Origin of the sequence: Pseudomonas sp. UMAB-40 (assembly GCF_900095275.1) — a bacterium.
GTDB lineage: Bacteria > Pseudomonadota > Gammaproteobacteria > Pseudomonadales > Pseudomonadaceae > Aquipseudomonas > Aquipseudomonas mandelii_B.
Genome location: NZ_LT607553.1, coordinates 62431 through 88369, shown reverse-complemented (window position 1 = coordinate 88369; position 25939 = coordinate 62431). Strand labels below are relative to the sequence as shown.

The window sequence follows — 25939 nt, the reverse complement described above, 5'->3', positions numbered from 1 at the left end:
TCAGACTGCAATCAATTCGAAAGGCGCGGCAGGATCAGATCCTTGAGATCGGTCAGCTTGCCATGAAAAAAGTGTCCGCATTCTGCCACTTTCAGCAGCTCATGGGGACGTTCGAGCTTGTCGGACCACTCGTAAACGAGTTGTGGATCGATCACTTCGTCGGTTTCCGGCTGGATCAGGGTCAGCTCACCCTGCTGCGGCAGTTGATCCTGATCGCCCAGGCGCATGACGGCCGGCGCGACCATGAACAAATGCTTGAGCTGTTCACCCTTGGCTTCCAGGCGTCCGCCGAGACTTGCTGCAACAAAACCACCGAAGGAGAAACCGAACAGGGTCAGCGGCAACTCGGGGTGTTTGGCCCGTAGCCATTCGGCAACGGCTTGGGCGTCGTCGACTTCGCCGGTGCCCATGTCGTGGGCGCCTTCGCTGGCACCGACGCCACGGTAGTTGAAACGCAAAGTAATCAAACCGGCGTCGCGCGCGGTGCGCTGCAGGGTCGAGACGACTTTGTTGAGCATGGTGCCGCCCTGTACCGGGTTCGGGTGGCAGATCAGCGCGATGCCGCGCGGCTGCTCGATATCCAGGTAAAGAGCTTCCAGTTGGCCGACCGGGCCATCAATCACTACAGGGGTTTCGCGCATAAGCAAGGAAGGAACTCCGTGACCTCGAATCGGGTCGACTCGTCTAGCAAATTGTCTGTGCCAATCTATTGCGAGTGAATCGCGGTATACAGCGCAGGTTCGAGCCGTTAACGTAAAGCAAAGCCGTTTATAGAGGAAGGACTCGTGGAACACTCGCTCTTAGTTTGGTTGTTGCCGACTCTTGCCCTGGTTGTGGGTGTCGCCATTGGTTTCCTGATCGCTCGTTTGGTGCCGAATGCCGCGCCGAGCAGCACACAACGTCAGCTGGATGACATTCAGGAACGTTTCGACAGTTATCAGAACGAGGTGGTCACCCACTTCAACAGCACTGCAAATCTGGTCAAGAAGCTGACTGCGAGCTATCAGGAAGTGCAGGATCACCTCGCCGAGGGTGCCAACCGCCTGGCCCTGGACGAGCAGACTCGTCAACGCTTGCTGGCCGCCCTGCACGCCGACGCGGCGCAGGCTCCACGGGAACGCCTGACGCCACCGCGCAATCAGGAGCCGCCTCGCGACTACGCCCCCAAAGCCCCGAACGCGCCGGGCATGCTCGATGAGCATTACGGCCTGAAGAAGTAATCAGGTTTCGCGCGCCATGAAAAAGCCCCCGGACGAGTGATTGTCCGGGGGCTTTTTTGTTGCTGATTGTTTGATTTGCTGATCTGGCCCCATCGCGAGCAAGCTCGCTCCCACAGGGATTTGTGCGTTGCCACTATCTTGTGATCGCCACAGAACGGAGCGAGCTTGCTCGCGATGGGGCCAGAACGGGCGACACAAAAAACCCGCCCGATCGGCTGAGAATCGGGCGGGCTTTTTTACGCCCGGGGTTCAGTCAGGCCTTGGCTGTCACTACTGGGTCGGTTGCGAATACTGCTGCCCCGGAATCGCCTTCAGGTTCACTTCAACGCGGCGGTTCTGCGCCCGGCCATTAACATCGCCGTTGCTGGCAATCGGGTTATCCGGCCCGGCACCGCGAGCCGACAAGTTGGCGCCGCTGACACCTTGCGAGGTCAGGTAAGTCGCCACGCTCTGCGCACGACGCTGGGACAGGTCCATGTTGTGCTGGCGGCTGCCGGTGCTGTCGGTGTAGCCGACGATTTCGATCTGGTTCTGGCTGAACTCCTTCAGCGAGCCGGCCAGATTGTTCAGCGGCTGATAGAAGCTGGAGGCGATATTCGCCGAATCGGTGGCGAACGTGATGTTGCCCGGCATGATCAGCTTGATCTGATCGCCTTGACGCTGCACCTCGACACCGGTGTTCGCCATACTGGCACGCAGCTTCTTCTCTTGCTGGTCAGCGTAGTAGCCGTAACCGGCAGCAGAAGCACCCACGACAGCGGCGCCAATCAGTGCGCCTTTGCCACGGTTGTTGTGGTCGATGGCGGCACCGGCCAGCGCACCGGCCAGCGCGCCGAGACCACCGTATTTCGCGGTTTTGCTCATGCCCGTGGAGCCACCGTCGGCCTGGCCCTGGTTGTCGTAAGGGTTAGGCGAGGCACAGCCAGACAGCAAGGCCACAGCCGTAGCGACAATAATCAAACGCTGCTTGGTGAACATGAAGAGCTCCTGGTTTTTTGCATTCTGTGGTGCAACGGACTAAGGCATTGAACCTTTGCGGGCGTTGGATCATTTCGCTGGACAAAAATTCCACTTGTTACAAATCAGGCCCGCACAAACGGGTTCTCGCGCATCTCATCGCCCAGCCGCGTGTCGGGACCATGCCCGGTCACCACCGTCGCCTCTTCGTCGAGCGTATAGAGCCGCTCCTTGATCGATCGCACGATGGTCGCCTGATCGCCACCCCACAAATCCGTGCGGCCTACCCCGCGACGAAACAGCGTGTCACCGGCAATCAGCAGCTTGGCCTCGGAAAACCAAAAGCTCATGGAACCCGGTGTATGACCCGGCGTGTGCAATGCCACGCCGCACCCGCAAGCCAGTTCTTCATCATCAGCCAACCAGCGATCCGGCGAAGGCACCGGCGTGTAAGGCACACCGAACATCTGGCACTGCATCTCCAGATTGTCCCAGAGAAACTGATCTTCTTTATGCAGATGCAGGGTCGCGCCGGTTTTCTCCTTGAGCTGACCGGAGGCCAGGAAGTGATCCAGGTGCGCATGGGTGTGGATGATGCTGACCACCTTCAAGCCGAGGGCGTCGAGGCGCGCCAGGATCAACTCGTGATTACCGCCCGGGTCGACCACGATGGCTTTTTTGGTGATCGGGTCGCCGATGATCGTGCAGTTGCACTGCAACGGACCGACGGGGAAGGTTTCGCGGATAAGGGTGGGCTGCTGGGACATCTGGGTATGCTCAGAAAACAGGGATGGGCAATTTTGGCACAAAACCGTATCAAGTCTTTTTGTGGACCCTGTAGATCTCAAAATGCGCTATCCCAGCACCCCCAATTCTTTGGCCCGCGCCACCGCCTGCGTCCTTCGCTCAACCCCAAGTTTGCTGTTGATGTGACTGGCGTGGGTCTTGACCGTGTGCAGCGAGATGAACAGCTGATCGCTGATTTCCTGGTTCGAGCAACCTTGGGCGATCAGGCGCAGAACGGCCAGCTCACGCGCGCTGAGCTGTTCGGCAACCGGGGATGACTCCACGACCGGGCGGATAGCCGCAGCCGGAAGCTTCTCTGCAAGGCTCTGGGAAACGGCCGTTGGTGCGCAGAGTTGCAGTTGCCCACGCAGCCAGTCCGGGTGTTCGGTCAGCAACGCGTCGAACGGTTGCAGGACGCCACCGGTTGCCGCTTCCAGCGCCTGGGCCAGCGCCTTGCGGGCTTCGGGTTCACGGCCGCTCGCCAGCAACAGGGTGATTTTCTGCGTCAGCGCCATCACGCTGAGCATTTGCCGTCCCGATTTCTGGCCATGCTCAAGCAGCGCGTTCAAACGCCCCTCGGCCAGCATTGGTTGCCCTTGGATCACCTCTAGCAAGGCTTGCTGCAATTCGATGTGCAGTGGCAACTGTGGATGGAACTCTGGCGGTGCCGCCGCGTGGTCGCCGTTGTAGGTCTGGCCCAGTCGCGCCAGCCAGGCTTCGGCCAGATCGGTACGGCCCTGGGCCAGCCAGAGTTCGCATTTGACCAAGGTGATCATCGCCAGGTAGTAGATCGGCGGCACGTCCCAGATGTGCATCAGGCGTTCAGCTTCGGCGAGCTCGGCGAAGGCTTTGGCGAACTCGCCGCTGCTGCCTTCGAGCCGGGCGATCACGCAGTGGCCGATCAACACGCTGATATCGCGACAGGCTCGTGCTTCACTCAAACCGGCTTGTAGACGCACGCGCGCGGCTTGCGGTTGCAAGCGCACGGCCAGCAAAAAGCCCTCGTACAAGGTCAGGCGCGCACGCACGGCGTAAAGCCGTTGCGGGGATAACCCTTGCAGTCGTTGCAGGCCCTGACGCACTTCTTGCAGTGAACGCAGGATTTCACCGCGCGCCTGCAGCACACGTGCGCGGTCGTAATGGGCCAGCGCTTCGAACAGCGGGTTGCCGACCCGTTGCGCCAACTCCAGCGATTCCCGGTTCAAACTGCGTGCACGCCACAGATCGCCGTCGGCGATCGCCAGGTTGGACAGCGTCGAAAGACACATCAGCCGTTGCCCGTAGCGCTTGGCCGGCAGGCTTTCCAGCGCTTCGGTGCAGTAAAGTTGCGTGAGGGCGCGATTGCCTCGCCCCCGGGCGATGATGCCACTCAGGGCCAGCCATTGCGCCAGCATGGATTTCTGCGCAGTGGCCGACGGGGCTGGCAGGAAGCGGCTCAAGTGCGCCGCCAGCTCCTCGGCAGCGTCCAACTGACAGGCCAGCCCCAATGCCCAGCTGTAGAGCACGATCAGCCGCGGTGTGCTGATCAGCAGGCTGTCGGGCAAGTCCATTTTCCAGCGCAGCAGCATGCCGACATTCTGTTCGGCGAGCAGTTGTTCTTCAGAGAGGTTTTGCACCAGGTTCGCCGCAACGTCCAGGTGCCCGGCGCGCAACGCCTGCTCCACCGCCTCATCGAGCAACCCCTGCGCATTGAACCAACGACAGGCGCGCAGATGCAGGCTGGCGGCCGGCACGATCGACTGAGCGGTGGGCCGGGTACGCAGCAGGTCGGAAAACAAATGGTGATAGCGATACCAGTGACCGTGCTCGTCCAGCGGCACCAGGAACACCTGGTGCGCCTGAAGGAAACGCAGGATTTCAGCACTGTCATGGGCTTCGCGGACCGCGTCGCAGAGCTCGCTGCAAAAACGCTCCTGAGGCGCGGTGTCGTACAGGAACGACTGCACTTCGGCGGGCAGGCAATCGATGACTTCTTCGAGCAGGTAATCGCGAATCAGCCCTTCCCCGCCGTGCAACGACTGCGGCAACGCACCGTCGGTACCGGCTTCGGACGCCGCCAGCAACCAGAAACGCAGACCGGCGACCCAGCCTTCACTGCGCTGGATCAGGTTTTCCAGTGCCTCGCCACGCAAGGAACTGCTGTGTCGATCGAGCAACATGAGGGCTTCATCGTGGGTCAGTCGAAGGTCCTGCTCATGCAACTCAAGCAATTGCCGCGACAAGCGCAAACGCGCCAGATGCCAGTCGGGACGCTGTCGGCTGGTCACCATGACCAGCAAGCCATCGGGCAGATGATTGAGGAAAAACTGCAAGCAACGATCCAGCACAGGGCCCTGTGCCAGATGATAGTCATCCAGCACCAGCAGCAAAGGTGTCATCGGCGAAAGGTGGATGGCCAGTTCATCGAGCAACCCGTCCAGCCATTCTTCGAAGGCGAAGGGCTGATGGCGCTGGCGCATTTTCAGCAGGCCCAGGGCCTGGCTGCCAAGCTTCGGAAAGTAATCCTGAAGACCTTCGAGCAACCGCTCGAGGAAACGCCCCGGATCGCTGTCTCGAGGACTCAACCCCAACCACAGACTGTGCCAATGGGCCGGCAGCCCCTGGCAGAACTCCACCGCCAATGAACTCTTGCCGAACCCGGCGGGTGCGCTGACCAGCAAGAGCCTGCCACCGAGGCCGGCACTCAGGCGCTCGCACAGACGAGGCCGCAGCACATGGCCGTCGGGCAACGGGGGTCGAAAAAAGCGCCCGTCCAGTGCCGCGACGGCAACGCTTGCAGGGCCCGGGAGTGGGGACAGATCAGTCATGGCCGGCTCTTGTTTGAATTGCGGGTGGCGGCGTTGCAGATGTCCGCAGACTATCGGTAAACGAAGAGGGAATGAAGGTTATTGCTACAAATGGCTACAAAAAGAATACAAGCAGAAGTTGCGGGGCTAGAGATGAGGTTTTCCTGACAGACCGTGTCGCCCCATCGCGACGGTGCGACGATTCGACTTGCTCGCGATGGGGGCCGTCAAAGGCACCGAAGACTCACGGAAAAAATCCAGGCAAAAAAAAACGCCCCGAACCAGTCGGGGCGTTTTTCGAGGATGCGGCCTCTGTTCAGTACAGGTTAACGAACCCCGTCCTGACGCAGTGCAGCGGGGGTGAAATCGCTGGTGGTCGCGGTGAAGCCGAAGTCATACGCCGACTTCTCTTCGTTCTTCATGCCCAGTGCCAGGTAACGGCCCGATTGCAGGTCGTACAAGGTTTCCAAGGTGTACCACGGCACTTGCACGTTGTAGTAGTTCTGGGAGTGAGCTTCCGCCACGCGCCACAGTTGATTACGGCCGTCGTAGTGGTCGATCACCGCGGCTTGCCAGGTGTCTTCGTCAATGTAGAAGTCACGTTTGGCGTAGATGTGACGCTGACCTTCCTTCAAGGTGGCAACCACATGCCAGACCCGGCGCAGCTCGTAGCGAGCCAGGTCCTGGTTGATGTGACCGGCCTTGATGATGTCGTCGTACTTCAGTTGCGGCGAATCGAGCTTGTAGCTGTCGGAGGCGATGTACATCTCTTTCTTGCCTTCGAGTTTCCAGTCGTAACGATCCGGGGCACCGTTGTACATGTCCAGGTTGTCGGAGGTCCGCAGGCCGTCAGCCGCAGTACCCGGCCCGTCATAGGACACTTGTGGCGCACGACGCACGCGACGTTGACCGGCGTTGTAGACCCACGCCGAACGTGGCTCTTTAACTTGGTCGAGGGTTTCGTGCACCAGCAGCACGCCACCGGCCAGACGTGCCGGCGCGGTCACTTTCTGCTTGAAGTAGAACAGGATGTTGCCCGGGTTCGCCGGATCGTAGTCCTTCATCTTGTCGCGGAACACGAACTGATCCTGGAAGTACACCAGGCTGTACGAGCCGTTCGGTTGCGGCGTGGCCTGGGTCACCAGACGGGTCACGCTGCCACCGCGATAGCGGGTGATGTGGTTCCAGATGACTTCAACGCCGGTCTTTGGAATCGGGAACGGTACGGCGGTTTCGAAGTTCTCCAGACCGTTGCCGCCGGACACCAGGTTAGTGGAGGTGGCGTTTTTCTTGATGGAGGCAAACACGGCATCCGGCACGGTCGCGCCGCGATGGGACGGGTAAACCGGCATCTTGAAGGTTTCCGGGTAACGCTTGAACATCGCGTACTGGCCCGGAGCGAGTTTGTCCTTGTACTGGTCGACGTTCTGCGCGGTGATGGTGAACAGCGGTTTTTCACTGGCATACGGGTCAGACAGGAAGCCTTTGCCGTCGACGGTGCCGGCGTTTTTCGCCATGGGTTTCCAGGCCGGGATCGAACCGTCAGCGTTGCCCGCCATTTCGGCGCCCATCGGCGTCAGGCTCTTGCCCAGTTTGTCCGCTTCGGCGGCAGGCACTGCCGCCATGACGCTGGTCGCCAGCAGCGAAAGCCCCAGAACTCCAGCGTGGAACAGACTCTTTGTTATTTTCATATGTGTGTTCGTCCTGAAAAAACAGTGCTTAGAAGTTCACGCCGACGCTGAGCGCAACGAAGTCGCGATCATCTACGGTGGTGTACTTGCCGTCGAAGAAGTTGGTGTACGCCAGGCTCGCGGTGTAGGTGTTCTGGTATTCGGCATCGAGGCCCAGGCTCACCGCTTTGCGACCTTCTTCGAAGTTGCCGCCAGGGCCTGGCGAGTAACCGCTGACGTCGTGGGACCAGGCTACGTTCGGCTTGAGGTTCACACCGGCGAACACGTCGTTGTATTCCCAGATGGCCCGACCGCGATAACCCCACGAAGTGGACGTGGTGAAACCTTCGTCGTTGCAGTTGCGGCTGCGGTTGTTGGTCGGAGTACCCGGGCCGGCGCCGTTGATGGTGCTGGTGTTGAGTGCCACGCACGTGTTCGCCGTACCAGTGGCTGGCAACTCACCCGGGCCGTAGACCGGATCGCGGCCATAACGGACGTCGGAAGTGCTTTCCAGTCCGCCAACGTGAGTCACACCCACTTCGCCCACCAGGGTCAGGCGGCTCGCACCCATGACCTGGTCAAAGAAGTGCGTGAGGGTGGTTTGGAACTGGGTGATTTCCTTGCGGCGATAGCCATGCAAGTCTTGACCCGGGCTGGCAGAGAGCAGCGAAGCATTGCCCAGAGCGCCGCCCAGAGGACGTACGCCGGCGAACAGAATGTCGGTGGAGTTGAGCTGCACCGGTGCGTTCGGACGATAGCTGATCTCACCGCTCCACGCCGTACCGGTAGGCAGGGTGGTGGAGAAGCTCAAACCGTAGAGGCGGATGTCTTCAGGGTATTCGATGAAGTATTTCGAGTTACCTGCCACCAGCAGCGGCGCGAGTGCGGCGAACGGACCTGGCAGCGCAGCCGCCGTGTTATAGACCGACTGCGGCGCACCCGTGGCGCTGAAGATCGGCGCACGGCTGTGGTAGTTCATGAAGTAGGCACCGAACTCGGTGTCCAGCGGGTCGAACATGTATTTGAAGGACGCGCCCCACTGACCGCTGTCGCGAGCATCACTATCGCCACCACGCCGAACCAGCACACCTTCCTCGTTGACGTTGACGCCGTTGGCGGCCAATGGACCCAACGCAACGGCTGGAATCTGCGAACGTTTGTTCAGCACCCGCAAGTTGTTGTCGCAACCATCGGCAACAATGTCCGGCTGCGAGAAGAACGTGCCGCAGTTATCGACAACGGTCTGGTCCCATTCCAGCTGGTAGAAGGCTTCTGCCGACAGGTTTTCAGTCAGGCTCTGGGACACGTAGAACATGTTGACCGGGATCAGGCCTTCCTTGATCTCGGCACCTGGACGACGGAACGCGGACACGTCGATCGGGTTGATCGAGTTGATGCCGCCGCCGATGAACGTACTTTCGCCCCAGCTCACCACCTGCTTGCCCAGACGCACGGAACCCGGCTGATCGGCAATGGAGTAGTTGTGGTAGACGAAGGCGTCGAGGATTTGTCCGCCGGAGGACTTGGCGCCTTCCTTGCGACCGTCGTTGCTGACGTTCTTGAATTCCAGGTCTTCGTTTTGCAGCGCGAAGTCGTACCAGTATTTGCCCCGGACAAAGACGCCGGTATCGCCGTACTTCAATTCAAGGTCATGGATGCCCTTGAAGATCTTCGAAAAGGCTTGCCCGCTCTTGAAGTTCAGGTGGCCGTCATCGGAGGTCTGGGACAGGCCGCGCCCGCCGTTGTTGACGCCGATCAGGTTCTTGTTCGGCGACTGGGTCGACACGCTCATCCCCAGGGAGAGCGACGAATCGAACTGACCTTCGATTTCACCAACGTTGAAACTGACGCCGAATGCAGGCCCGGCGAGCGAAGAGGCGAGACTGACCGCCAGGGGCAATTTCGCCCGGCGCCAGAACGTGTTTACTGATGTCATCGACGCTACTCCATGTGCATTATTGTTATGGCAGTTAGCACTTCTAAAAACGTTGTGGATGACGGGGAGCCAAGGCGTCCCGAAGTCACTCCAAAATTGCATCGCCCCGTTTGTGCGTTTGCTTCCGTTCTTAAAAATCCTTGAGCGGACTATAGCCAGCAGGTAGTACTGCTTGATCCCTCTAAAGTGTGATTTGCAGCTGCCGGCCACTCTGGAACAGTCCTTTCGCCAGTCCGACACCTGTCGGCACGGCAAGGATGGCTGAAAATTCGGATTTCACAAGCCAAGCGCTTGCTTGGTGGGGCTGGCGTGCCTTTTTGGGCACGCCAGAGGGCGCTTAAAGCGTCGAAAGGAAGGTGCTGTTGTTGGCCTGCCACTCAGTGATGTCGAGGCGGATACGCTTCTTGTCGAGCTTGCCGACACTGGTCTTGGGAATTTCAGTAACAAGGGCGATCTGACTCGGGATCGCCCACTTGCTCAGGTGCCCCAATTCCACGAATGGCTTGAGGTGTTCCTTGAGCTCCTTAGCCCCGATCTCATGCCCTTCGCGGATCACCAGCAGCGCAAACGGGCGCTCGCCCCACTGTGGATCGGCGATGCCCACCACTGCTACTTCGCGTACCGCCACGTGGCGGCTGATCAGATCTTCGAGGTCCAGGGAGGAGATCCACTCGCCGCCGGTCTTGATCACGTCTTTGATGCGATCACGAATGTCGATCACGCCCATGCTGTCCAGCGTTGCCACGTCGCCGGTGTGCAGCCAGCCCCCGGCCCAGAGCTCGGCGCCCTTTTGCGGTTCGTTGAAGTAGCCCTCGGTGAGCCACGGCGCACGCAGCACCAGTTCGCCCTGAGTCTCGCCATCGGCGGGCAGGAAGTTGCCGTCGGCGTCGACGATCGCCGCCTCCACCAACGGCCCCGGTACGCCAGCCTTGATGCGATACGTGGTGCGTTCGTCTTCGGTGCCGGCCATCAGTTCATCGTTGAGGTGGGCACAAGACACCAACGGCCCGGTTTCCGACATGCCGTAAGCGGCGGTCAGTTGAATGCCCTTGGCCTTGGCGGCTTCGTACAGTGCACGGTTCAGCGCACTGCCGCCGATGACGATTTTCCATCCGCCGAAATCGGTGCTCTGCGCCGCCTTGGAATTGAGGACCATCTGCAGGATCGTGGGCACGCAGTGGGAAAAGGTGACCTTCTCCTTGCGCCACAGCTCCACCAAGTATTCCGGGTCGTAACGGCCGGGATAAACCTGCTTGAGCCCGAGCATGGTCGCCACATACGGCAAGCCCCAGGCATGCACGTGGAACATTGGTGTGATCGGCATGTACACGTCGTTGGTGCCCAGCAGCCGCACGCTGTCGATGGCGCCCATGATGGTCGACACGCCCATGGTGTGCAGCACCAGTTGCCGGTGGGTGAAGTACACGCCTTTAGGGTTGCCGGTGGTGCCCGTGGTGTAGAACGTGGTTGCGACCGAGTTTTCGTCGAAATCCTTGAAGTCGTACTGCGTGCTCGCGGCCGCCAGCAACTGCTCGTACTCGCCGACCAGGTTTGGCAAATCGGCGGTTTTTTCCGGCAGGTCGGTCAGCAGCAGGGTTTTCTCTACCGTGGTCAGGTGCCCGGCAATCGCCTGGTACAGCCCGACGAACTCGCTGTTGACCAACACGAAGCGGTCCTCGGCGTGGTTCATGGTGTAGAGGATCTGTTCCGGTGACAGGCGTACGTTGATGGTGTGAATCACCGCGCCAATCATCGGGATGGCAAACATGCATTCCAGATACCGATGGCTATCCCAGTCCATCACCGCCACGGTATCGCCGGCCTTGACCCCGGCCGCCGTGAGCACGTTGGCAAGCCGCGCGACCCGCTCGATCAGGGTCGGATAGCTGTAGCGCAACTGGTCGCGGTAAATGATCTCGCGGGTTTTCTCGTAACGAGCGCCGGACATCAGCAGCCGCTTGATCAGCAGCGGATACTGGTAAGCGCCTTCGGCGGGGGGGATAACGCGAGTCTGCAACATAAGAATCCCTTTTCTGACTGCACGGTGTTGGCTTTAGAGGTAAACACTCTAGAACCCTTACACGCCGGCCAAATCAGCCAAAGGAATGATTTGCAGAGCCGTACAAATGCTAGCTTTACGCCAGCATCTGCAGGAATTCGCTCCGAGCGATCAATGCATCTCGGTGAAGGCGAGTTTCACGCCGATGGCAATCAGTACCACGCCCATGGTCCGGTCGAACCAATGGCCCATCCGGGCAAAACCGGCGCGCACGCGCTGCTGACTGAACAGCCGCGCCACGAGGCAGAACCATACGGCCGTCGCCGCCGCGAGATAGAGCCCGTAGCCCGCCTGTACCGCCAGCGGCGTGTGCGGGTTGATCACCACGGTGAACAGCGACAGGAAGAACAGCGTGGCTTTCGGGTTCAGGCCGTTGGTCACGAAACCTGAGGTGAAGGCGCCGCGAGGTGTGCGTTCGCCGGCCTCTTTGTGCAGATCGTCGTCGACCGCTTTGGCCGGTTGCGCGCGCAGGGCCTTGTAGCCGATGTACAGCAGGTACGCGGCAGCCGCCCATTTCAAGGCGTTGAACAGCACGATCGACTGGGACACGATCAGGCCGATGCCGAGCAATGAATAGCCGACGTGCAGGAAAATCGCCGTACCCACGCCCAGCGCTGTCCAGGTCCCGGCGCGACGGCCATGAGTCACGCTTTCACGCACCACCACGGCGAAATCCGGGCCCGGGCTGGCGACGGCGAGCAAGTGAATCAGGGCAACGGTCAAGAACTCTGTCCAGTACATGGGGGCTCCTTTGGGGTAGATCGGTCTGATTGAAATTCACAGGTCAACGCCAACCCCTGTGGGAGCGAGCTTGCTCGCGATACGGGATTAAAATTCAACACCTTTGCTGAATCTCAGATCGCTATCGCGAGCAAGCTCGCTCCCACAGGTCCAGCGTCCAGCCTGGCAATGGGTAACCATTTGTTTCATCTGGTAGGCTCGGCAGATTACGCCTTCAGTTCACCGCACAAAAGGTACAGTTGATGACGAACTCTCGCCGCGCCGTTTTCCTCGACCATCCTTCGCTGGACCTGGGCGACCTCGATCTCAGCCCGTTGCGCGACTGCTTTGACGACTTGCAGCTGTTCGCACAAACCACGCCGGAGCAGGTGATCGAACGCCTCAAGGGCGCCACCGTAGCCATCAGCAACAAGATCCTGATCGACGCCAACGCCATCGCCGCCAGCCCTGATCTGAAGCTGATCCTGATCACCGCCACCGGCACCAACAACGTCGACCTCGCGGCGGCTCGTGCCCACGGCATCACGGTCTGCAACTGCCAGGGCTACGGCACACCGTCGGTGGCGCAGCACACGATCATGTTGCTGCTCAACCTGGCCACGCGCCTCGCGGACTATCAGAAAGCCGTCGGTGAAGGCCGCTGGCAGCAAGCGAAACAGTTCTGCCTGCTGGATTACCCGATTGTCGAACTCGAGGGCAAAACCCTCGGCCTGCTCGGCCATGGCGAACTGGGCGGCGCCGTCGCACGGCTGGCCGAAGCCTTCGGCATGCGCGTGCTGCTGGGTCAGATTCCGGGGCGCCCTACCCGGCCGGATCGCTTGCCGCTGGATGAACTGCTGCCGCAAATCGATGCGCTTACCCTGCACTGCCCGCTCAACGAACACACCCGCCACTTCATCGGTACACGCGAACTGGCCTCGATGAAACCCGGCGCGTTCGTGGTCAACACCGCGCGCGGTGGCTTGATCGATGAGCAGGCGCTGGCCGATGCCTTGCGCAACGGTCATCTGGGCGGCGCGGCCACCGATGTGCTGAGCGTCGAGCCACCGACCGCCGGCAATCCGTTGCTGGCCCACGACATTCCACGGTTGATCGTCACGCCGCACAACGCCTGGGGCAGTCGCGAGGCGCGACAAAGGATCGTCGGTCAGCTGACCGAAAATGCCCAGGGGTACTTCAGCGGTAAAGCGCTGCGGGTCGTCAGTTGATAGACTGCGGCACTTTTTTTCACAGGAGCAGTTATGGATCCGCGCAGTGAAGTACTGCTTCGTCAGGCCGAGTTATTCCAGGGTTCGGTGCTGCTGGCCGGCTTGCCCGCCGACGACTTGCTCGGCCGTCTGCCCGACGCCCATGGCTGGTGCTGGCATGCCGGCGATCAAGCGGCGCTGGAGGCACGCTTCCCCGAGCGCAGTCATTTTGGCGTAAACGCACCCGAGCGCGAGTTCGAGACCGCGGTGGTGTTTTTGCCCAAGTCCAAGGACCTGACCGACTACATCCTCAACGCCCTCGCCTCGCGCCTGGCTGGTCGCGAGTTGTACCTGGTGGGTGAAAAACGCAGCGGTATCGAAGGCGCGGCCAAACAATTGAACCCGTTCGGCAAGCCACGCAAGCTCGACAGCGCGCGGCATTGCCAGCTCTGGCTGGTTACCGTGGCCAACGCGCCAGCCGCCAAGTCGCTGGAAAGCCTGGCCCAGACCTATGAATTGCCGCTGGCCGAAGGTCCGCTGAAAGTCATCAGCCTGCCGGGCGTGTTCAGCCACGGTCGGCTGGATCGGGGTAGCGCGCTGCTGTTGGAGCATCTGGACAAGTTGCCGAGCGGCCACTTGCTCGACTTCGGTTGCGGCGCGGGCGTGTTGGGTGCGGCGGTGAAACGCCGTTATCCACACAATCAGGTGACGTTGCTCGACGTCGACGCATTTGCGGCTGCCAGCAGTCGTCTGACGCTGGCTGCCAATGGTCTGGAAGCGGACGTGATTACCGGTGACGGTATCGACGCGGCACCGATGGGTTTAAGTGCAATTCTGAGCAATCCTCCGTTCCATGTCGGCGTCCACACGGACTACTTCGCCACTGAGAACTTGCTGCGAAAAGCGGCCAAACATCTGAAAAATGGTGGCGAACTGCGCTTGGTCGCGAACAGCTTCCTGAAGTATCAGCCGCTGATCGAAGAGCACTTGGGCGTGTGTGCGATCAAGGCCGAGGGACAGGGTTTCAGAATTTATCGGGCCAAACGAGGCTGACAAATAAGTGCTTGCCTAACGGGTTTCGCCTAGGCAGAATCCGCTCCGTCCTAGGGGAGTAGTCTCCCACGAGCGCCATGCTCGTCCGGCATACGTCAACATACTTGGTCCTCAGACCATGGCGTATGCGACCCAAGCGTCCGCATCAGACGGATCGCAGGGTTTGACAAGACCTATGACACGAACACCTTACCCGGGGCGGGAAGGCTGTACGTGTCATAGCCGTGTCGACCCGCCCCTTAGGAAAACCCTGATGATGTTGGACTCTCTGCTCGTTCCCACCGCAATCGTTGCCTTGGCCGAAATCGGCGACAAGACGCAACTGCTCGCGCTCATTCTCGCTGCACGCTTTCGCAAACCCTGGCCGATCATCGCCGGCATCGTCGCTGCGACCCTGGCCAACCATGCGGCGGCCGGTGCGGTAGGTGCCTGGTTCGGCAGTTTCTTCTCGAATGCGGTGTTGCACTGGATCCTGGCAGCGAGCTTCGCCGCGACCGCGCTGTGGACCCTGGTGCCGGACAAGATGGACGACGATGAAGCCAGCACCGCCCGCAAGTTCGGGCCGTTCCTGACCACGCTGATTGCGTTTTTCCTGGCGGAAATGGGCGACAAAACCCAGGTCGCCACAGTGATGCTCGCCGCGCAATACCCGGATTTGTGGCTGGTAATCATCGGCACCACCGCCGGGATGCTGATTGCCAACGTGCCGGTGGTGTTGGCCGGTAACTTTGCCGCGGACAAATTGCCGCTCACCCTGATCCGTCGCCTGGCGGCAGCGGCGTTCCTGATCCTGGCGATTGTGGCGGTGTACAAGGCGATGCAGAGCAGCGGCTGGGTTTGACGTGGTAGGGCGTTAGACCGCGTTATCGTTCTTCGCGGGCAAGCCTCGCTCCTACAGGTTTTGTGTCATATACAAATTATGTAATCGACCAAAACCTGTAGGAGCGAGGCTTGCCCGCGAAGGCGTCAGCGGCATCAACGCCTGACTATCAGGATTTAGGCGCTTTCTCGTACAACGGCATCACCTTCGGAATCGCTGCCTGCAACGCCGCCGTCCGGCTGCTCGAAGACGGGTGTGTACTGAGGAATTCCGGTGGAGCGCCTTCAGAAGCCTTGCTCATCTTGTCCCACAAGGTCAGCGCGGCATTCGGGTTGTAACCGGCGCGAGCCGCCAGTTCCAGACCGATCAGGTCGGCTTCATTTTCATTGGTGCGGCTGTTGGGCAAGGTCATCAACAGGTTCACGCCGTTACTTCCCACTTCCACAAGCTGCACAGGCGCCCCGGCCGCTACGGCAATTTGCTGCGCAAAAGTCACGGGATAGGCCTTGGACAGCGCTTCACGGCCGTGCTCGCGCAGAGCGTGGGCGATTTCATGCCCCATTACCGCGGCCAGTTCGTCATCGGTCAGTTGCAGTTTGTCGATTAACCCGGTGTAGACAATGATTTTGCCGCCAGGACCGCAGTTGGCGTTGAGATCATCGCTCTTGATCAGGTTGACCTCCCACTTCCATTGCGCAGAATCCGGGCGAAACGTTGGCGCCTGAGCAATCAGGCGATCGGCAATCGCCTGAACACGCTTGGCGTCAGCACTGGTTTTATCGAGGATGTTTTTGTTGCTGGCATCGCCCAACGTCTGCTGGTAATCCTGCGCATACGCTTGATTGACCTGTTCGCTCGATAGCAGCGTAAACATCTTTTGCTGACGTACGACACCGACTTCACCGGCACTGGTGGTGTTCACGGTCTCGCAGCCGTTGAGCAACAGCGCCGAACCCAACACGCACACAACCAGAGACTTGTTCATCAAGGCACTCCCTTTAATCCGCCACCCGATCGAGCAACGGTCGTAGCAAAAGATTCATACAGCACTGACTGCCTGACAGCACAAAGGTTCGGCACCTGTCTGATAGCGACATCGACCCGTCCAAAACGGTCATTTGCCCCTTCGCCGCTCATGCCCCGCGCACGCCCTGCCGATACACCACCGCAGACGTCCTCTTGCGTGCGGAGCACCCATGAAATTCAAGTCGATCCAGTTTTCCGTGGCCGCCCTCGCTGGCGCCATCGTTCTTAGCGTAGTCGCCGCGCTGGTGCTGTACGCACTGTTTTCCGGCGCCCGGACGCAAGACATGGTCCAGCAGCGGACCCAGGCGCAATTCGAGCAAGTCATCGAGCAGCGCCTGACCTCTCTGGCGCAAACCCAGGTGAGCCAGATCCAGCGCGAACTCGAAGCGCCGCTGCTGATCGCCGGCGGCCTGGTGCGGGTCAACGCGTTGATCGGTACGCCGGGCGCCGATGGCCAGCCGACCTTGAGCCTGAGCCGGGAACAGTTGATCAGCCTGATCAAGGAAAACGTGGCCAAGAACCCGAAAATTCTCGGCACCTATATAGGTTGGGAAAAAGACGCGCTCGATCACAACGATGCGGCCTACGTCGACACCAAGGTGGTCGGCATCGACGCCAGCAACGGGCGCTTCCTGCCATGGTGGTTCCGCAACGAAGACGGCACCCTGGGCCTGGACAAACTGGTGGACGTCGACGACCAGAAAACCCTGTCCACCGGGGTCCGTGCCAGCGAGTACTACCTGTGTTCCAAGGAAACCAAAAAATCCTGCGTGATCGATCCGGCGCCCTACAAGGTCGGCGACAAGATCGTCATGCTCGCCTCGTTTATTGAACCGATCATGCTCAACGGCGCCTTCCAGGGCATCGTCGGCGCAGACTTGTCGGTGAACTTCATCCAGGAAATGTTGCTGGGCGCGAATCAGAAACTGTACAGCGGCGCGGGGGAAATGGCGCTGATCGGTGGTAATGGCCGGATCGTTGCCTACACCAAGGACCCGAGCAAGTTCGGCGAAAAGGTCAGCGACATTCTCGACAGCAAGCAGATCGCCAACATGGCCAACCTCAAACGCGGCGAAGTGACCTACACCGTCGACAAGGCCCAGGGGCGGATCGAGTTGTACCTGCCCTTCGGCATCGGACAGACCGATGCGCGCTGGACCTTGATGCTGCAACTGCCGCTGAACGCCGTGATGGCCGACCTGCAAAAACTGCAAGGCGACCTGGACGCTCAACGCAAATCCGACACCTTCGGCATGGCCATGGTCGGTTTGTTGATCGCCGGTATCGGTCTGTTGGTGATCTGGCTGGTGGGCCATGGCATCGCACGGCCGCTCAAGCAAATGGTGGCGATGCTCGACGATATCGCCAAAGGTGAAGGCGACCTGACACGCCGCCTGACCAGCGACCGCGCCGACGAACTGGGGTCGATTGCCAAAGGCTTCAATACTTTCCTGGCCAAGCTACAGGCAATGATCACCCAGGTCGTGACCTCGGTGCAGAGCGTCAGCGATTCGTCGGAACACACCGCTGACATTGCCATCCGCACCAACATCGGTGTGCAAAAGCAGATGGCCGAGATCGATCAAGTGGCGACAGCGGTGCATGAAATGACCGCCACCGCTCAAGACGTGGCACGCAACGCGACCCAGGCCGCACAAGCCGCCAGCCATGCAGATCAGGCAGCGGCCCAGGGCATGCAAATTGTTCGGGATACGTCGAATTCGATTGGCGTGCTGGCAATTGAAATCGGCAAGGCGGTGGGCGTGGTCCAGACCCTGGCCAAGGACAGCGAGAACATCAACGCGATCCTGACCGCCATTCGCGGGATCGCCGAACAAACCAATCTGCTGGCCTTGAACGCAGCCATTGAAGCGGCCCGCGCGGGCGAACAGGGACGGGGTTTTGCGGTGGTGGCCGATGAAGTGCGCAACCTGGCGCAGAAAACCCAGAAGGCCACGGAAGAAATCCAGACCATGATCCAACAGCTGCAACAAGGCACCCGCGATGTGGTACGGGTGATGGAGGACAGCCAGAACCGTACAGACGAAAGCGTGCAACATGCGGCGAAAGCGGCTGAAGCGCTGGAGACCATTACTCAGGCGGTGTCGGTGATCAATGACATGAACACCCAGATTGCCAGTGCGGCCGAAGAGCAAAGCGCGGTGGCGGATGACATCAACCGTAACGTGATCAACATTGGGCAAGTGGCCAATGAAGTGGCAGGCGGGGCGGATGAATCGAGCGCGGCGAGTGCGGATTTGACCAAGCTGGCTGAGCAGCAGCGGCGGTTGATCAATCAGTTCAAGGTCTGATCCGAAGGCCCCTTCGCGGGCAAGCCCGCTCCCACAGGTTTTGTGAGCGCCATAAATCCCTGTGGGAGCGGGCTTGCCCGCGAAGGCGTCGGCACAGGCGCCGAATCAACCCGGAGTCAGACACTCCGGCCCATTGAGCTTCGGATCATTCACCAGATTTGCCAACACCCGCTCGCGCAACGCCGCGGGCTCACTGGCCAGCAACCCTTGCAATACATGCAGCGGCGTCTCGGGATCGAGCCATGCTTGCTGCCCCGCCTCGTCCAGAATCAATGGCCGACGCTGACTCGCCGCCGGCTGGGTGATCACCGCCGTGCTCAGCCACACCTGCTCCTGCACTGGATACGCTTCCCAGATTGCCGCAAAAAACAAGGTCGAACCCTCCCCCGGCGTCAGCCAATACGGGCGCTTGCGGGTCGTGCCACGCCATTCGTAAAAACCGTTGGCCGGCAGCAGGCAACGGCGTTCGCGCAAGGCCTGGCGAAACATCGGTTGTTCAGCGACGGTTTCAGCCCGGGCATGGGCCGGGGTGCGGGAAAGATCGGTCAGCCATGGCGGCGTCAAACCCCAACGCGCCCGCGCCAACTCACGCTGGGCGTCTGCGCCGGCACGCAGCATCAGCACCGAATCGTTGGGGGAAATATTCCACTGGGCCTGCTGATCGGCGGGGAAGCCAGGCAGGGCCGCGAAGGCGGGGTTCCAGCGAAACAGGGCATAACGTCCACACATGGGGCAACACGACTCTCAATAAAACGAACGCCAGCCTAACAGACCAGCGTGCCGGGAAAACTGTCCGGTTCATCACCGGGCAGTGGCAGCGCGGCATTGTACGCGGTGATCAGCTCGCGGGCGTATTCGGCCTGGTCGTTATCCACCGACAAGCCCAGCAGGCCATAGATCGGCAGTTCACCGGTCCCGCCGATTAAATCGCGGCCCACCAGATGCGCCTCGATGCCCTCGCTGGCCAGCATGCCTTGCAGCAACTCACCTTCCATGAGGTTTTCCGGCTCGTAGATTCGCTGCATAGACGCCCCTTACTCGTTTTCGCTGAACACTTCGAGATGCCATTCCTCTCCGTCTACCTGCAACACGAACGTTATCGGCCGACAGCACACCTGGCAGTCCTCGATATAGGTCTGATCGCCACCGGACAGGTCCACCGTCGTCTCGACCTCTTCACCACAATACGGACATTCATACAACGCAGGTTCCAGCATCGCGGTCTCCCAAGTGACTTGTGCGTATAATCGCCGGTCTATTTGCAGGGCTATTTTTGTCTGGCTACTTTTTCAGACCGTGCCCCGTTGGTTTTCGATCAAAACCTTTACTTACCCTAGCCGTTTCTAACAAGAGAGCATGATGGGCGAATTCGATGCCATCCGACCTTACAATGACAGCGAAGTCCCGGCGGTGCTGGACCGACTGCTCGGCGACAAGGCGTTTCTAGATATCCTCATCCACTTCCGCTTCCCGCGTTTTGCCGGTGCCTTTGGCTGGGCGCTCAAACCTCTTATAGCTCATCGGCTGCGCCGTGAGTTCGCCGGCGTCACCTCGGTGGCGACGTTGCAGGATAAAGTCGAGATGTACGTCGACCACACCATCGAACGAGCCACGGACGGTGTGACGTACACCGGCGTCGAGCAGTTCAAGTCCGGCAGCGCCTACCTGTTCATCGCCAACCACCGCGACATCGTGATGGACCCGGCCTTCGTCAACTACGCCGTATACCACGCCGGCCTGCCAACACCGCGCATCGCCATCGGCGACAACCTGCTGCAAAAGCCCTTCGTCAGCGATTTGATGCGCCTGAACAAGAGCTTCATCGTGCACCGTTCGATCACCGGGCGCCGCGAGAAGATGGCGGCGTATCAGCTGCTGTCGGCTTACATCAACCACTCGATCCGCAACGATTGCGCCTCCATCTGGATCGCCCAGGCCGAAGGCCGGGCCAAGGACGGCGACGACCGCACCGAGTCGGCGATCCTGAAGATGTTCCACATGAGCCGCAAGGACGAGCCGTTCGGCGAAGTCATCCGCTCGCTCAACGTCAGCCCGGTGTCGATCAGCTACGAATACGACCCGTGCGACCAGGCCAAGGCTCGCGAGTTGTTCATCCGCGCCACCACCGGCAGCTACACCAAAGTCCCGGGCGAGGACGACGTCAGCATTGCCAAGGGCATCACCGGCTACAAGGGCCGGGTGCACGTGAACTTCGCCGCGCCAATCACCGAACTGTTTGACGACACCAAGCAGTTGGCGATCGAGATGGACCGGCAGATCCTCGGCGGCTACCGGTTATTCCCGGTGCATTACCTGGCTTACGCCCAGTGGAAAGACGCCGATCCGCAATTGCACGTGCCAAAGGCCGCCGAGGTGTTTGCGGCCGACGAACTGGCCAAGGCCCAGGAAGAATGGCAACGTCGTCTGGAGGCTTGCCCTGAGGAACATCGTCCGTATCTGGTGCTGCAATATGCGACGCCGGTGCGTAATCAGTACCGGGTCAAGGCTGGTTTGCCGCTGTAATTGCCCGGATACAACAACGGCGCCTTCGAGGCGCCGTTTTTATTCGCCTTGATGCGGTAGGTGGGCAAGGCACTGTACCTGTGGCGAGGGAGCTTGCTCCCGCCCGACTGCGCAGCAGTCGAAACATCGGTGCTCGCGGTTTGCCTGACGCTACAAGGATGGCTGGTTTTGGGGCCGCTTCGCAGCCCAGCGGGAGCAAGCTCCCTCGCCACAGGGTTCTGCGTCACAGTTTCAGAACCGGGTGCTGATCCACGACACCAGCAACGCCAGCCCTAGGCAGGCGAAGCCAAAGCGATAGAAGAACCGGTTCATGCGCAAGGTGGCCCAATCCAGGATGGGCTCTTCGTTCGGGCGGCTTTGACGCTGGGCGACCAGGCTGGCCATGGCGCGTTGTTCACGGCGACGCGTGGCATGCAGCAACCAGCCGCCCGGGAAGGCCAACAGCAAGGCCAGCAGGTTGATCAACTTGGCGGGATGGTGGGTGAACAGCGAAATCAAATGCAACGACATCACGGACCTCGGCAAAACAGGTGTGGCAGACGCCGAACCGGCGACTGCGGCGCGGATTCTACCGAAAGCCTGCCCCCCTGCCCTGCCTTTCCGACAAATAACGAACCATCTGACCAAATGCTGCCCTGTGTCACGGCTCCGTCATCTGAATACGCCAGTCTGGCGGCCCTCGAAACTGACACGGAAACCGTCATGCTGCACGCCGAAAACCAGGACCGCCTCTACCTCATCGCCCAGAGTGACGAACAACAAAATCTCGTGGGAAGCCTCGCCTTTAACGTTCAGGACCGCCACTGGCTGGTTTATTGCGCATTGGGTGGGCATCAACATGCGGATTTGCCGGAGACGGATTTGCTGACCGGTGTGAGCGTGCTGGATTTCTATTCACAAGCGGCCTGACCCCACCAGCCCCTGTAGGAGCGAGGCTTGCCCGCGAAGACGGCGGAACATCCAACAGTGATGTTGCCTGACACACCGCGTTCGCGGGCAAGCCTCGCGCCTACAGGTAATCGGTAATCAGCAGGCATGAAAAAGCCCGGGGCCATTGCTGGCACCGGGCTTTTGAATCTCGCGAAGGTTACTCGCTGAGAATCTGACCAATCGTCGGGTCCTTGAACAGACGCGTCAACGCATCGCTCAACACATCACTGACCAGCTTGGTGTTGGTTTCCTGGTTCGGCGCCATGCCGAAACGCTGGTCCAGGGATGCGCCGTAACGACCGCTGTAGCGACGGTTGGCGTTCTGCACATCCGAGCGGAAGGTTGCGCCGATGGTCGCTTCAGTCACGTACATGCCTTCTTTAGGCGACTGATACTTCAACTCGGCCAGGGTCACGGTCAACTGCGGAGCATTCAGCGCATTCGAGGTCGGGGTAAACCCCAGCAACCGCACGGCCGCCTCGGCCTGTGCCTGCAACTTCGGCAGGATCTGCGCGCCCTGCACGGTGATCGCGCTGGTCTCGGGGTACAAGCCACCACGGGTGCCCAGGGTTGGCGACGGACGACCGTCCACCACACGCACCACAACCGGCTGACCATGGCCGACCGGCGCCAGCTGAGTCGTCAGCTTGGGTTCAGGGTTCAGTTGTTGCGGGCTGTGGGCGCAGCCGACGAGGGTCAAACTGGTCACAGTGATCAAACCGAACAACAGGCGTTGCAACATGCTCTTCTCTCCAGAATCAGGCACAAACAGGCGCGCAGTATAGCGGTGGGCCACTGCGGGTAACTAGCACCTCACAGTGAATACTGAAATGTCTGACAAACCCTTGGGAAACCGGTTCCTGTCACACATCTGTCACCACCCATACACTTGCACGTCACGGCTCGTTGGCAATCTTCTCAGCAGGTCACCCACAAGGTACTTCGCCATGCGTTATCTCATCTCGCTGTTCGCGCCACGCCCGTTACACCGCTGCTTTGCCCTGCTCGACCGCAACGGCCACTGCCAGGCGTTCAAGCAGTGCAGCCTCCAGCCGATGGGCGATGGCTGGGTCGAAATCGAAGAAATCCGCCTCAACTGGCTGCACCATCCGCTGCCGCCTAGCGCACGCGTGAGCACCCGCCAGCCACGCGCACGGGTGCAACATCTGTTGACCACCTGACCAGACGCCTAATAAAAGTCATTAAACACGTCCATTTCCCTGCGTTTCTTAGATACAATCTCCCCCCGATTATAAGGACGTCTCCTGATCGGGCCTCGCAGCATCGTCAATGCTTCGGTATTGGCACCCCGCACCGCCCACAGAGAGCCGCCCACACAGATCGAGTGAAGCTGGCGCGCTTGCTGTTCCCTGAGCAAAAACCCCACTTTTCGCGAATCTGCAGAGCTGTCATTACGCTCGGTCACTGAGCTGTTTGCCCGTTTTGCCTGTCATGTACCCCATGACGGCATTCCATCCGGGCACAGTGCCAGCCTGGGACAGCCCTTTTTTGAGGTTCACGTCTTCAAAAGAGCGTGAAAAAAACGGGTTTTCACAACTTCACAAGAGTGTGGCGAGCAAATGAATAGTTTTGCGTCTGAACATGCACCATTAGCGTCTGAAACAGCCCAACGACACAGGACCGAGTACTCCTCGAACACCGGAGCCTGAAGCCTGTCCGCTACGGATTTGGTTGCACAAACGGATGTCTCGACCATAAGTCGAATTGCCAGCCGCGCGCTGAGATGAGTTCATGTAACTCTTTAGGCCCGGCGCATGCATCCGTCGAAGTTGCGAAAAATTGCGAAGATTCGGACATGGCAACACTGCCATGGGTACCTGGGGCATCACTGACACGCCCCGGAACACCTGGCAGCCATGCCGACAATTTGGTGCTGCAGATTTTGGAGACGCGTTAAATGGCGCATAACGAAGCAGTCGACGTAGTACTGGTTGGGGCCGGCATCATGAGTGCCACCCTTGCCGTACTGCTCAAAGAACTCGACCCCGCGATCAAGCTGGAAGTCGTCGAGCTGATGGATTCCGGTGCCGCGGAGAGTTCGAATCCGTGGAACAACGCCGGTACCGGTCACGCCGGGCTGTGTGAGCTCAATTACACGCCGCAGGCGGCCGACGGCAGCGTCGACATCAAGAAAGCCGTGCACATCAACACCCAGTTTGAAGTGTCGAAGCAGTTCTGGTCCTACCTGACCAAAAAGGGCACGTTCGGCTCGTGCAAGACATTCATCAGCCCGGTGCCGCACCTGAGCTTCGTGCAGGGCAATGATGGCGTTTCCTTCCTCAAGGAACGCTTCAAGACCCTGAGCAAGCACCACGCCTTCTCGGACATGGAATACACCGAAGACAAGGCCACCATGGCCGAGTGGATGCCGTTGATGATGCCGGGCCGGCCAGCTGACGAAGTCGTCGCGGCCACCCGCGTGATGAACGGCACCGACGTCAACTTCGGCGCCCTGACCAATCAACTGCTCAAGCACCTGACCAGCGCACCCGATGCCCAGGTCAAGTACTGCAAGCGCGTAACTGGCCTCAAGCGTAACGGCAGCGGCTGGACTGTCAGCATCAAGGACGTCAACAGCGGCAACACCCGTGAAGTCGACGCCAGGTTTGTCTTCCTCGGTGCTGGCGGCGCGGCACTGCCGCTGTTGCAGGCGTCGGGCATCGAAGAAAGCAAAGGCTTCGGCGGCTTCCCGATCAGCGGCCAGTGGCTGCGTTGCGACAACCCGGAAGTGGTCAAGCATCACCAGGCCAAGGTCTACAGCCAGGCGGCAGTGGGTTCGCCACCGATGTCGGTGCCGCACCTGGACACCCGCGTGGTCGATGGCAAGAAGTCCCTGCTGTTCGGACCTTATGCCGGTTTCACCACCAAGTTCCTCAAGCATGGCTCCTTCATGGACCTGCCGATGTCGGTTCGCGCCGGCAACATCGGCCCGATGCTGGCCGTGGCGAAAAACAACATGGACCTGACCAAGTACCTGGTCAGCGAAGTAATGCAGTCGATGGAGCAGCGTCTGGACTCCCTGCGTCGCTTCTACCCTGAAGCGAAAGCCGAAGACTGGCGCCTGGAAGTGGCCGGCCAACGGGTGCAGATCATCAAGAAGGACCCGAAAAAGGGCGGCGTTTTGCAGTTCGGTACCGAACTGGTCGCGGCCAAGGACGGTTCCCTTGCTGCCCTGCTCGGCGCCTCACCAGGCGCTTCGGTGACGGTTTCAATCATGCTTGAGCTGATCGAAAAATGCTTCCCGAACAAAGCGTCCGGCGAATGGGCTGCCAAACTGGCGGAAATCTTCCCGGCTCGGGAAAAGGTTCTGGAAACCGACGCTGCGCTGTATCGCAAGATCAATGCGCACAACAACGTTGCCCTGGAACTGGTTGAAGCCAGTAACGAGACCGAAAGCTACGCTTGATTCGGCCGCATGAAAAACGCCCCGTTCTCAGTGAGAGCGGGGCGTTTTTTTGTGCCTGTTACACGACGAATCTGATTGTGTAGGAGCCGGCTTGCTGGCGATAACATCACTTCGGTATGTCGGATAACACCGAGGTGATGCTATCGCCAGCAAGCCGGCTCCTACAAAAGCGGGGCGTTTTTTCGTCGGATGAAAAGGTCTTAGCCACGAGCCTTTTCGATCAGCTCGATATAATCCGGCGCGTTGCGCTGATCCTTGATCACCGCGACAAAATCATTGCCGTGCTCGTCCTTGCCGTCCAGATCAAAACCGGCTGCGACGAAGAACGTCAGGAACCGCTCGAAGTCATCGATGCGCAGGCCACGGTAAGCCTTGATCAATTTGTGCAGGGACGGCGAAGTGGCGTCGACCGGCTCGAAATCGAGAAACAACTTGATCTGCTCATCACCGATCTCGTCACCAATCACTTGTTTCTTATCTTTACGCATTGCCGACTCCAGCTCGCA

At 60.0% G+C, this 25939-nt stretch carries 24 protein-coding genes, 1 pseudogene and 1 riboswitch; of the genes and pseudogenes, 10 read left to right on the top strand and 15 right to left on the bottom strand.

Going from position 1 to position 25939, the window contains the following annotated elements; translation table 11 throughout:
* Positions 1-11 precede the first annotated feature (11 nt).
* Positions 12-641 (bottom strand): alpha/beta hydrolase, encoded by a 630-nt coding sequence (locus K0F88_RS05080; RefSeq protein WP_219094408.1) that lies wholly within the window; start codon positions 639-641, stop codon positions 12-14.
* Positions 642-785: 144 nt separating this feature from the next.
* Here K0F88_RS05080 and K0F88_RS05075 point away from each other — a divergent pair, with 144 nt between their 5' ends.
* The gene (locus K0F88_RS05075) at positions 786-1220 is read left to right on the top strand and encodes a YhcB family protein (protein WP_109634733.1); all 435 of its coding nucleotides are present in this window, start codon (positions 786-788) and stop codon (positions 1218-1220) included.
* A 270-nt stretch (positions 1221-1490) separates the two neighbouring features.
* Here the strand turns inward: K0F88_RS05075 and K0F88_RS05070 are convergent, their stop codons facing one another.
* The 7 genes from K0F88_RS05070 to K0F88_RS05040 form a co-directional block, all read right to left on the bottom strand.
* Entirely contained in the window at positions 1491-2198 is a 708-nt protein-coding gene (locus K0F88_RS05070; RefSeq protein WP_219094406.1) for an OmpA family protein, read from the bottom strand.
* A 104-nt stretch (positions 2199-2302) separates the two neighbouring features.
* The gene (locus K0F88_RS05065; protein WP_219094404.1) at positions 2303-2944 is read right to left on the bottom strand and encodes an MBL fold metallo-hydrolase; all 642 of its coding nucleotides are present in this window, start codon (positions 2942-2944) and stop codon (positions 2303-2305) included.
* A gap of 87 nt (positions 2945-3031) precedes the next feature.
* Entirely contained in the window at positions 3032-5770 is a 2739-nt protein-coding gene (locus K0F88_RS05060) for a LuxR C-terminal-related transcriptional regulator (protein ID WP_219094402.1), read from the bottom strand.
* Positions 5771-6075: 305 nt separating this feature from the next.
* Positions 6076-7440, bottom strand: a complete 1365-nt coding sequence (locus tag K0F88_RS05055; protein WP_219094400.1) for a DUF1329 domain-containing protein — start codon at positions 7438-7440, stop codon at positions 6076-6078.
* Positions 7441-7468: 28 nt separating this feature from the next.
* On the bottom strand, positions 7469-9355 hold the full coding sequence (locus K0F88_RS05050; protein ID WP_219094398.1) for a DUF1302 domain-containing protein: 1887 nt from the start codon (positions 9353-9355) through the stop codon (positions 7469-7471).
* A 337-nt stretch (positions 9356-9692) separates the two neighbouring features.
* Complete coding sequence (locus K0F88_RS05045; protein ID WP_219094396.1) at positions 9693-11375, bottom strand: fatty acid--CoA ligase; 1683 nt, start codon at positions 11373-11375, stop codon at positions 9693-9695.
* Between the two features lie 150 nt (positions 11376-11525).
* Positions 11526-12155, bottom strand: a complete 630-nt coding sequence (locus K0F88_RS05040; RefSeq protein WP_219094394.1) for a LysE family translocator — start codon at positions 12153-12155, stop codon at positions 11526-11528.
* A gap of 242 nt (positions 12156-12397) precedes the next feature.
* Between K0F88_RS05040 and K0F88_RS05035 the strand changes: the two genes are divergently transcribed.
* The 3 genes from K0F88_RS05035 to K0F88_RS05025 all read left to right on the top strand — a co-directional run bounded on the left by K0F88_RS05035 (position 12398) and on the right by K0F88_RS05025 (position 15236).
* Positions 12398-13363 carry a 2-hydroxyacid dehydrogenase gene (locus tag K0F88_RS05035; protein ID WP_219094392.1) on the top strand — a complete coding sequence of 322 codons (966 nt, stop codon included), beginning with the start codon at positions 12398-12400 and terminating at the stop codon, positions 13361-13363.
* A 33-nt stretch (positions 13364-13396) separates the two neighbouring features.
* Positions 13397-14395, top strand: a complete 999-nt coding sequence (locus tag K0F88_RS05030; RefSeq protein ID WP_219094390.1) for a class I SAM-dependent methyltransferase — start codon at positions 13397-13399, stop codon at positions 14393-14395.
* Positions 14396-14436: 41 nt separating this feature from the next.
* A riboswitch (yybP-ykoY riboswitch) is annotated at positions 14437-14559 on the top strand.
* A 92-nt stretch (positions 14560-14651) separates the two neighbouring features.
* On the top strand, positions 14652-15236 hold the full coding sequence (locus K0F88_RS05025; protein WP_219094612.1) for a TMEM165/GDT1 family protein: 585 nt from the start codon (positions 14652-14654) through the stop codon (positions 15234-15236).
* A gap of 148 nt (positions 15237-15384) precedes the next feature.
* Here K0F88_RS05025 and K0F88_RS05020 read toward each other — a convergent pair whose 3' ends face one another.
* The gene (locus K0F88_RS05020) at positions 15385-16200 is read right to left on the bottom strand and encodes a M48 family metallopeptidase (RefSeq protein ID WP_219094388.1); all 816 of its coding nucleotides are present in this window, start codon (positions 16198-16200) and stop codon (positions 15385-15387) included.
* A 211-nt stretch (positions 16201-16411) separates the two neighbouring features.
* Between K0F88_RS05020 and K0F88_RS32940 the strand changes: the two are divergent.
* Both K0F88_RS32940 and K0F88_RS32935 read left to right on the top strand, forming a co-directional pair.
* Positions 16412-17698 (top strand): annotated as a pseudogene (locus K0F88_RS32940) (HAMP domain-containing protein); the annotation flags it as partial.
* Between the two features lie 12 nt (positions 17699-17710).
* Entirely contained in the window at positions 17711-18553 is an 843-nt protein-coding gene (locus K0F88_RS32935) for a methyl-accepting chemotaxis protein (protein WP_370654477.1), read from the top strand.
* Positions 18554-18658: 105 nt separating this feature from the next.
* On the opposite strand, the gene K0F88_RS05010 is transcribed toward K0F88_RS32935, so the two are convergent.
* The 3 genes from K0F88_RS05010 to K0F88_RS05000 are packed head-to-tail and all read right to left on the bottom strand — an operon-like array spanning position 18659 to position 19770.
* Positions 18659-19282: an SOS response-associated peptidase gene (locus K0F88_RS05010; protein ID WP_219094386.1), complete on the bottom strand. Its 624-nt coding sequence runs from the start codon at positions 19280-19282 to the stop codon at positions 18659-18661.
* Positions 19283-19317: 35 nt separating this feature from the next.
* Complete coding sequence (locus K0F88_RS05005; protein ID WP_010458208.1) at positions 19318-19578, bottom strand: putative signal transducing protein; 261 nt, start codon at positions 19576-19578, stop codon at positions 19318-19320.
* 9 nt (positions 19579-19587) lie between these two features.
* A complete protein-coding gene (locus K0F88_RS05000) occupies positions 19588-19770 on the bottom strand; it encodes a CPXCG motif-containing cysteine-rich protein (RefSeq protein ID WP_010458210.1) in 183 nt (60 codons plus the stop codon).
* 139 nt (positions 19771-19909) lie between these two features.
* On the opposite strand from K0F88_RS05000, the gene K0F88_RS04995 reads away from it, so the two are divergent.
* Positions 19910-21076, top strand: coding sequence for a 1-acyl-sn-glycerol-3-phosphate acyltransferase (locus tag K0F88_RS04995; RefSeq protein ID WP_219094384.1), 1167 nt, complete (start codon positions 19910-19912; stop codon positions 21074-21076).
* Positions 21077-21307: 231 nt separating this feature from the next.
* Here the strand turns inward: K0F88_RS04995 and K0F88_RS04990 are convergent, their stop codons facing one another.
* Complete coding sequence (locus tag K0F88_RS04990) at positions 21308-21586, bottom strand: hypothetical protein (protein WP_094470696.1); 279 nt, start codon at positions 21584-21586, stop codon at positions 21308-21310.
* A 192-nt stretch (positions 21587-21778) separates the two neighbouring features.
* On the opposite strand from K0F88_RS04990, the gene K0F88_RS04985 reads away from it, so the two are divergent.
* Positions 21779-21985: a hypothetical protein gene (locus K0F88_RS04985; RefSeq protein WP_010458215.1), complete on the top strand. Its 207-nt coding sequence runs from the start codon at positions 21779-21781 to the stop codon at positions 21983-21985.
* Between the two features lie 178 nt (positions 21986-22163).
* Here the strand turns inward: K0F88_RS04985 and K0F88_RS04980 are convergent, their stop codons facing one another.
* Positions 22164-22748 carry a YajG family lipoprotein gene (locus K0F88_RS04980; RefSeq protein ID WP_219094382.1) on the bottom strand — a complete coding sequence of 195 codons (585 nt, stop codon included), beginning with the start codon at positions 22746-22748 and terminating at the stop codon, positions 22164-22166.
* A gap of 205 nt (positions 22749-22953) precedes the next feature.
* On the opposite strand from K0F88_RS04980, the gene K0F88_RS04975 reads away from it, so the two are divergent.
* Both K0F88_RS04975 and mqo read left to right on the top strand, forming a co-directional pair.
* Positions 22954-23187 carry a hypothetical protein gene (locus tag K0F88_RS04975; RefSeq protein ID WP_094470694.1) on the top strand — a complete coding sequence of 78 codons (234 nt, stop codon included), beginning with the start codon at positions 22954-22956 and terminating at the stop codon, positions 23185-23187.
* Positions 23188-23924: 737 nt separating this feature from the next.
* Entirely contained in the window at positions 23925-25433 is a 1509-nt protein-coding gene (gene mqo / locus K0F88_RS04970) for a malate dehydrogenase (quinone) (RefSeq protein ID WP_219094380.1), read from the top strand.
* Positions 25434-25633: 200 nt separating this feature from the next.
* Here mqo and K0F88_RS04965 read toward each other — a convergent pair whose 3' ends face one another.
* On the bottom strand, positions 25634-25921 hold the full coding sequence (locus K0F88_RS04965) for a PA4642 family protein (protein ID WP_219094378.1): 288 nt from the start codon (positions 25919-25921) through the stop codon (positions 25634-25636).
* Between the last annotated feature and the right edge of the window lie 18 nt (positions 25922-25939).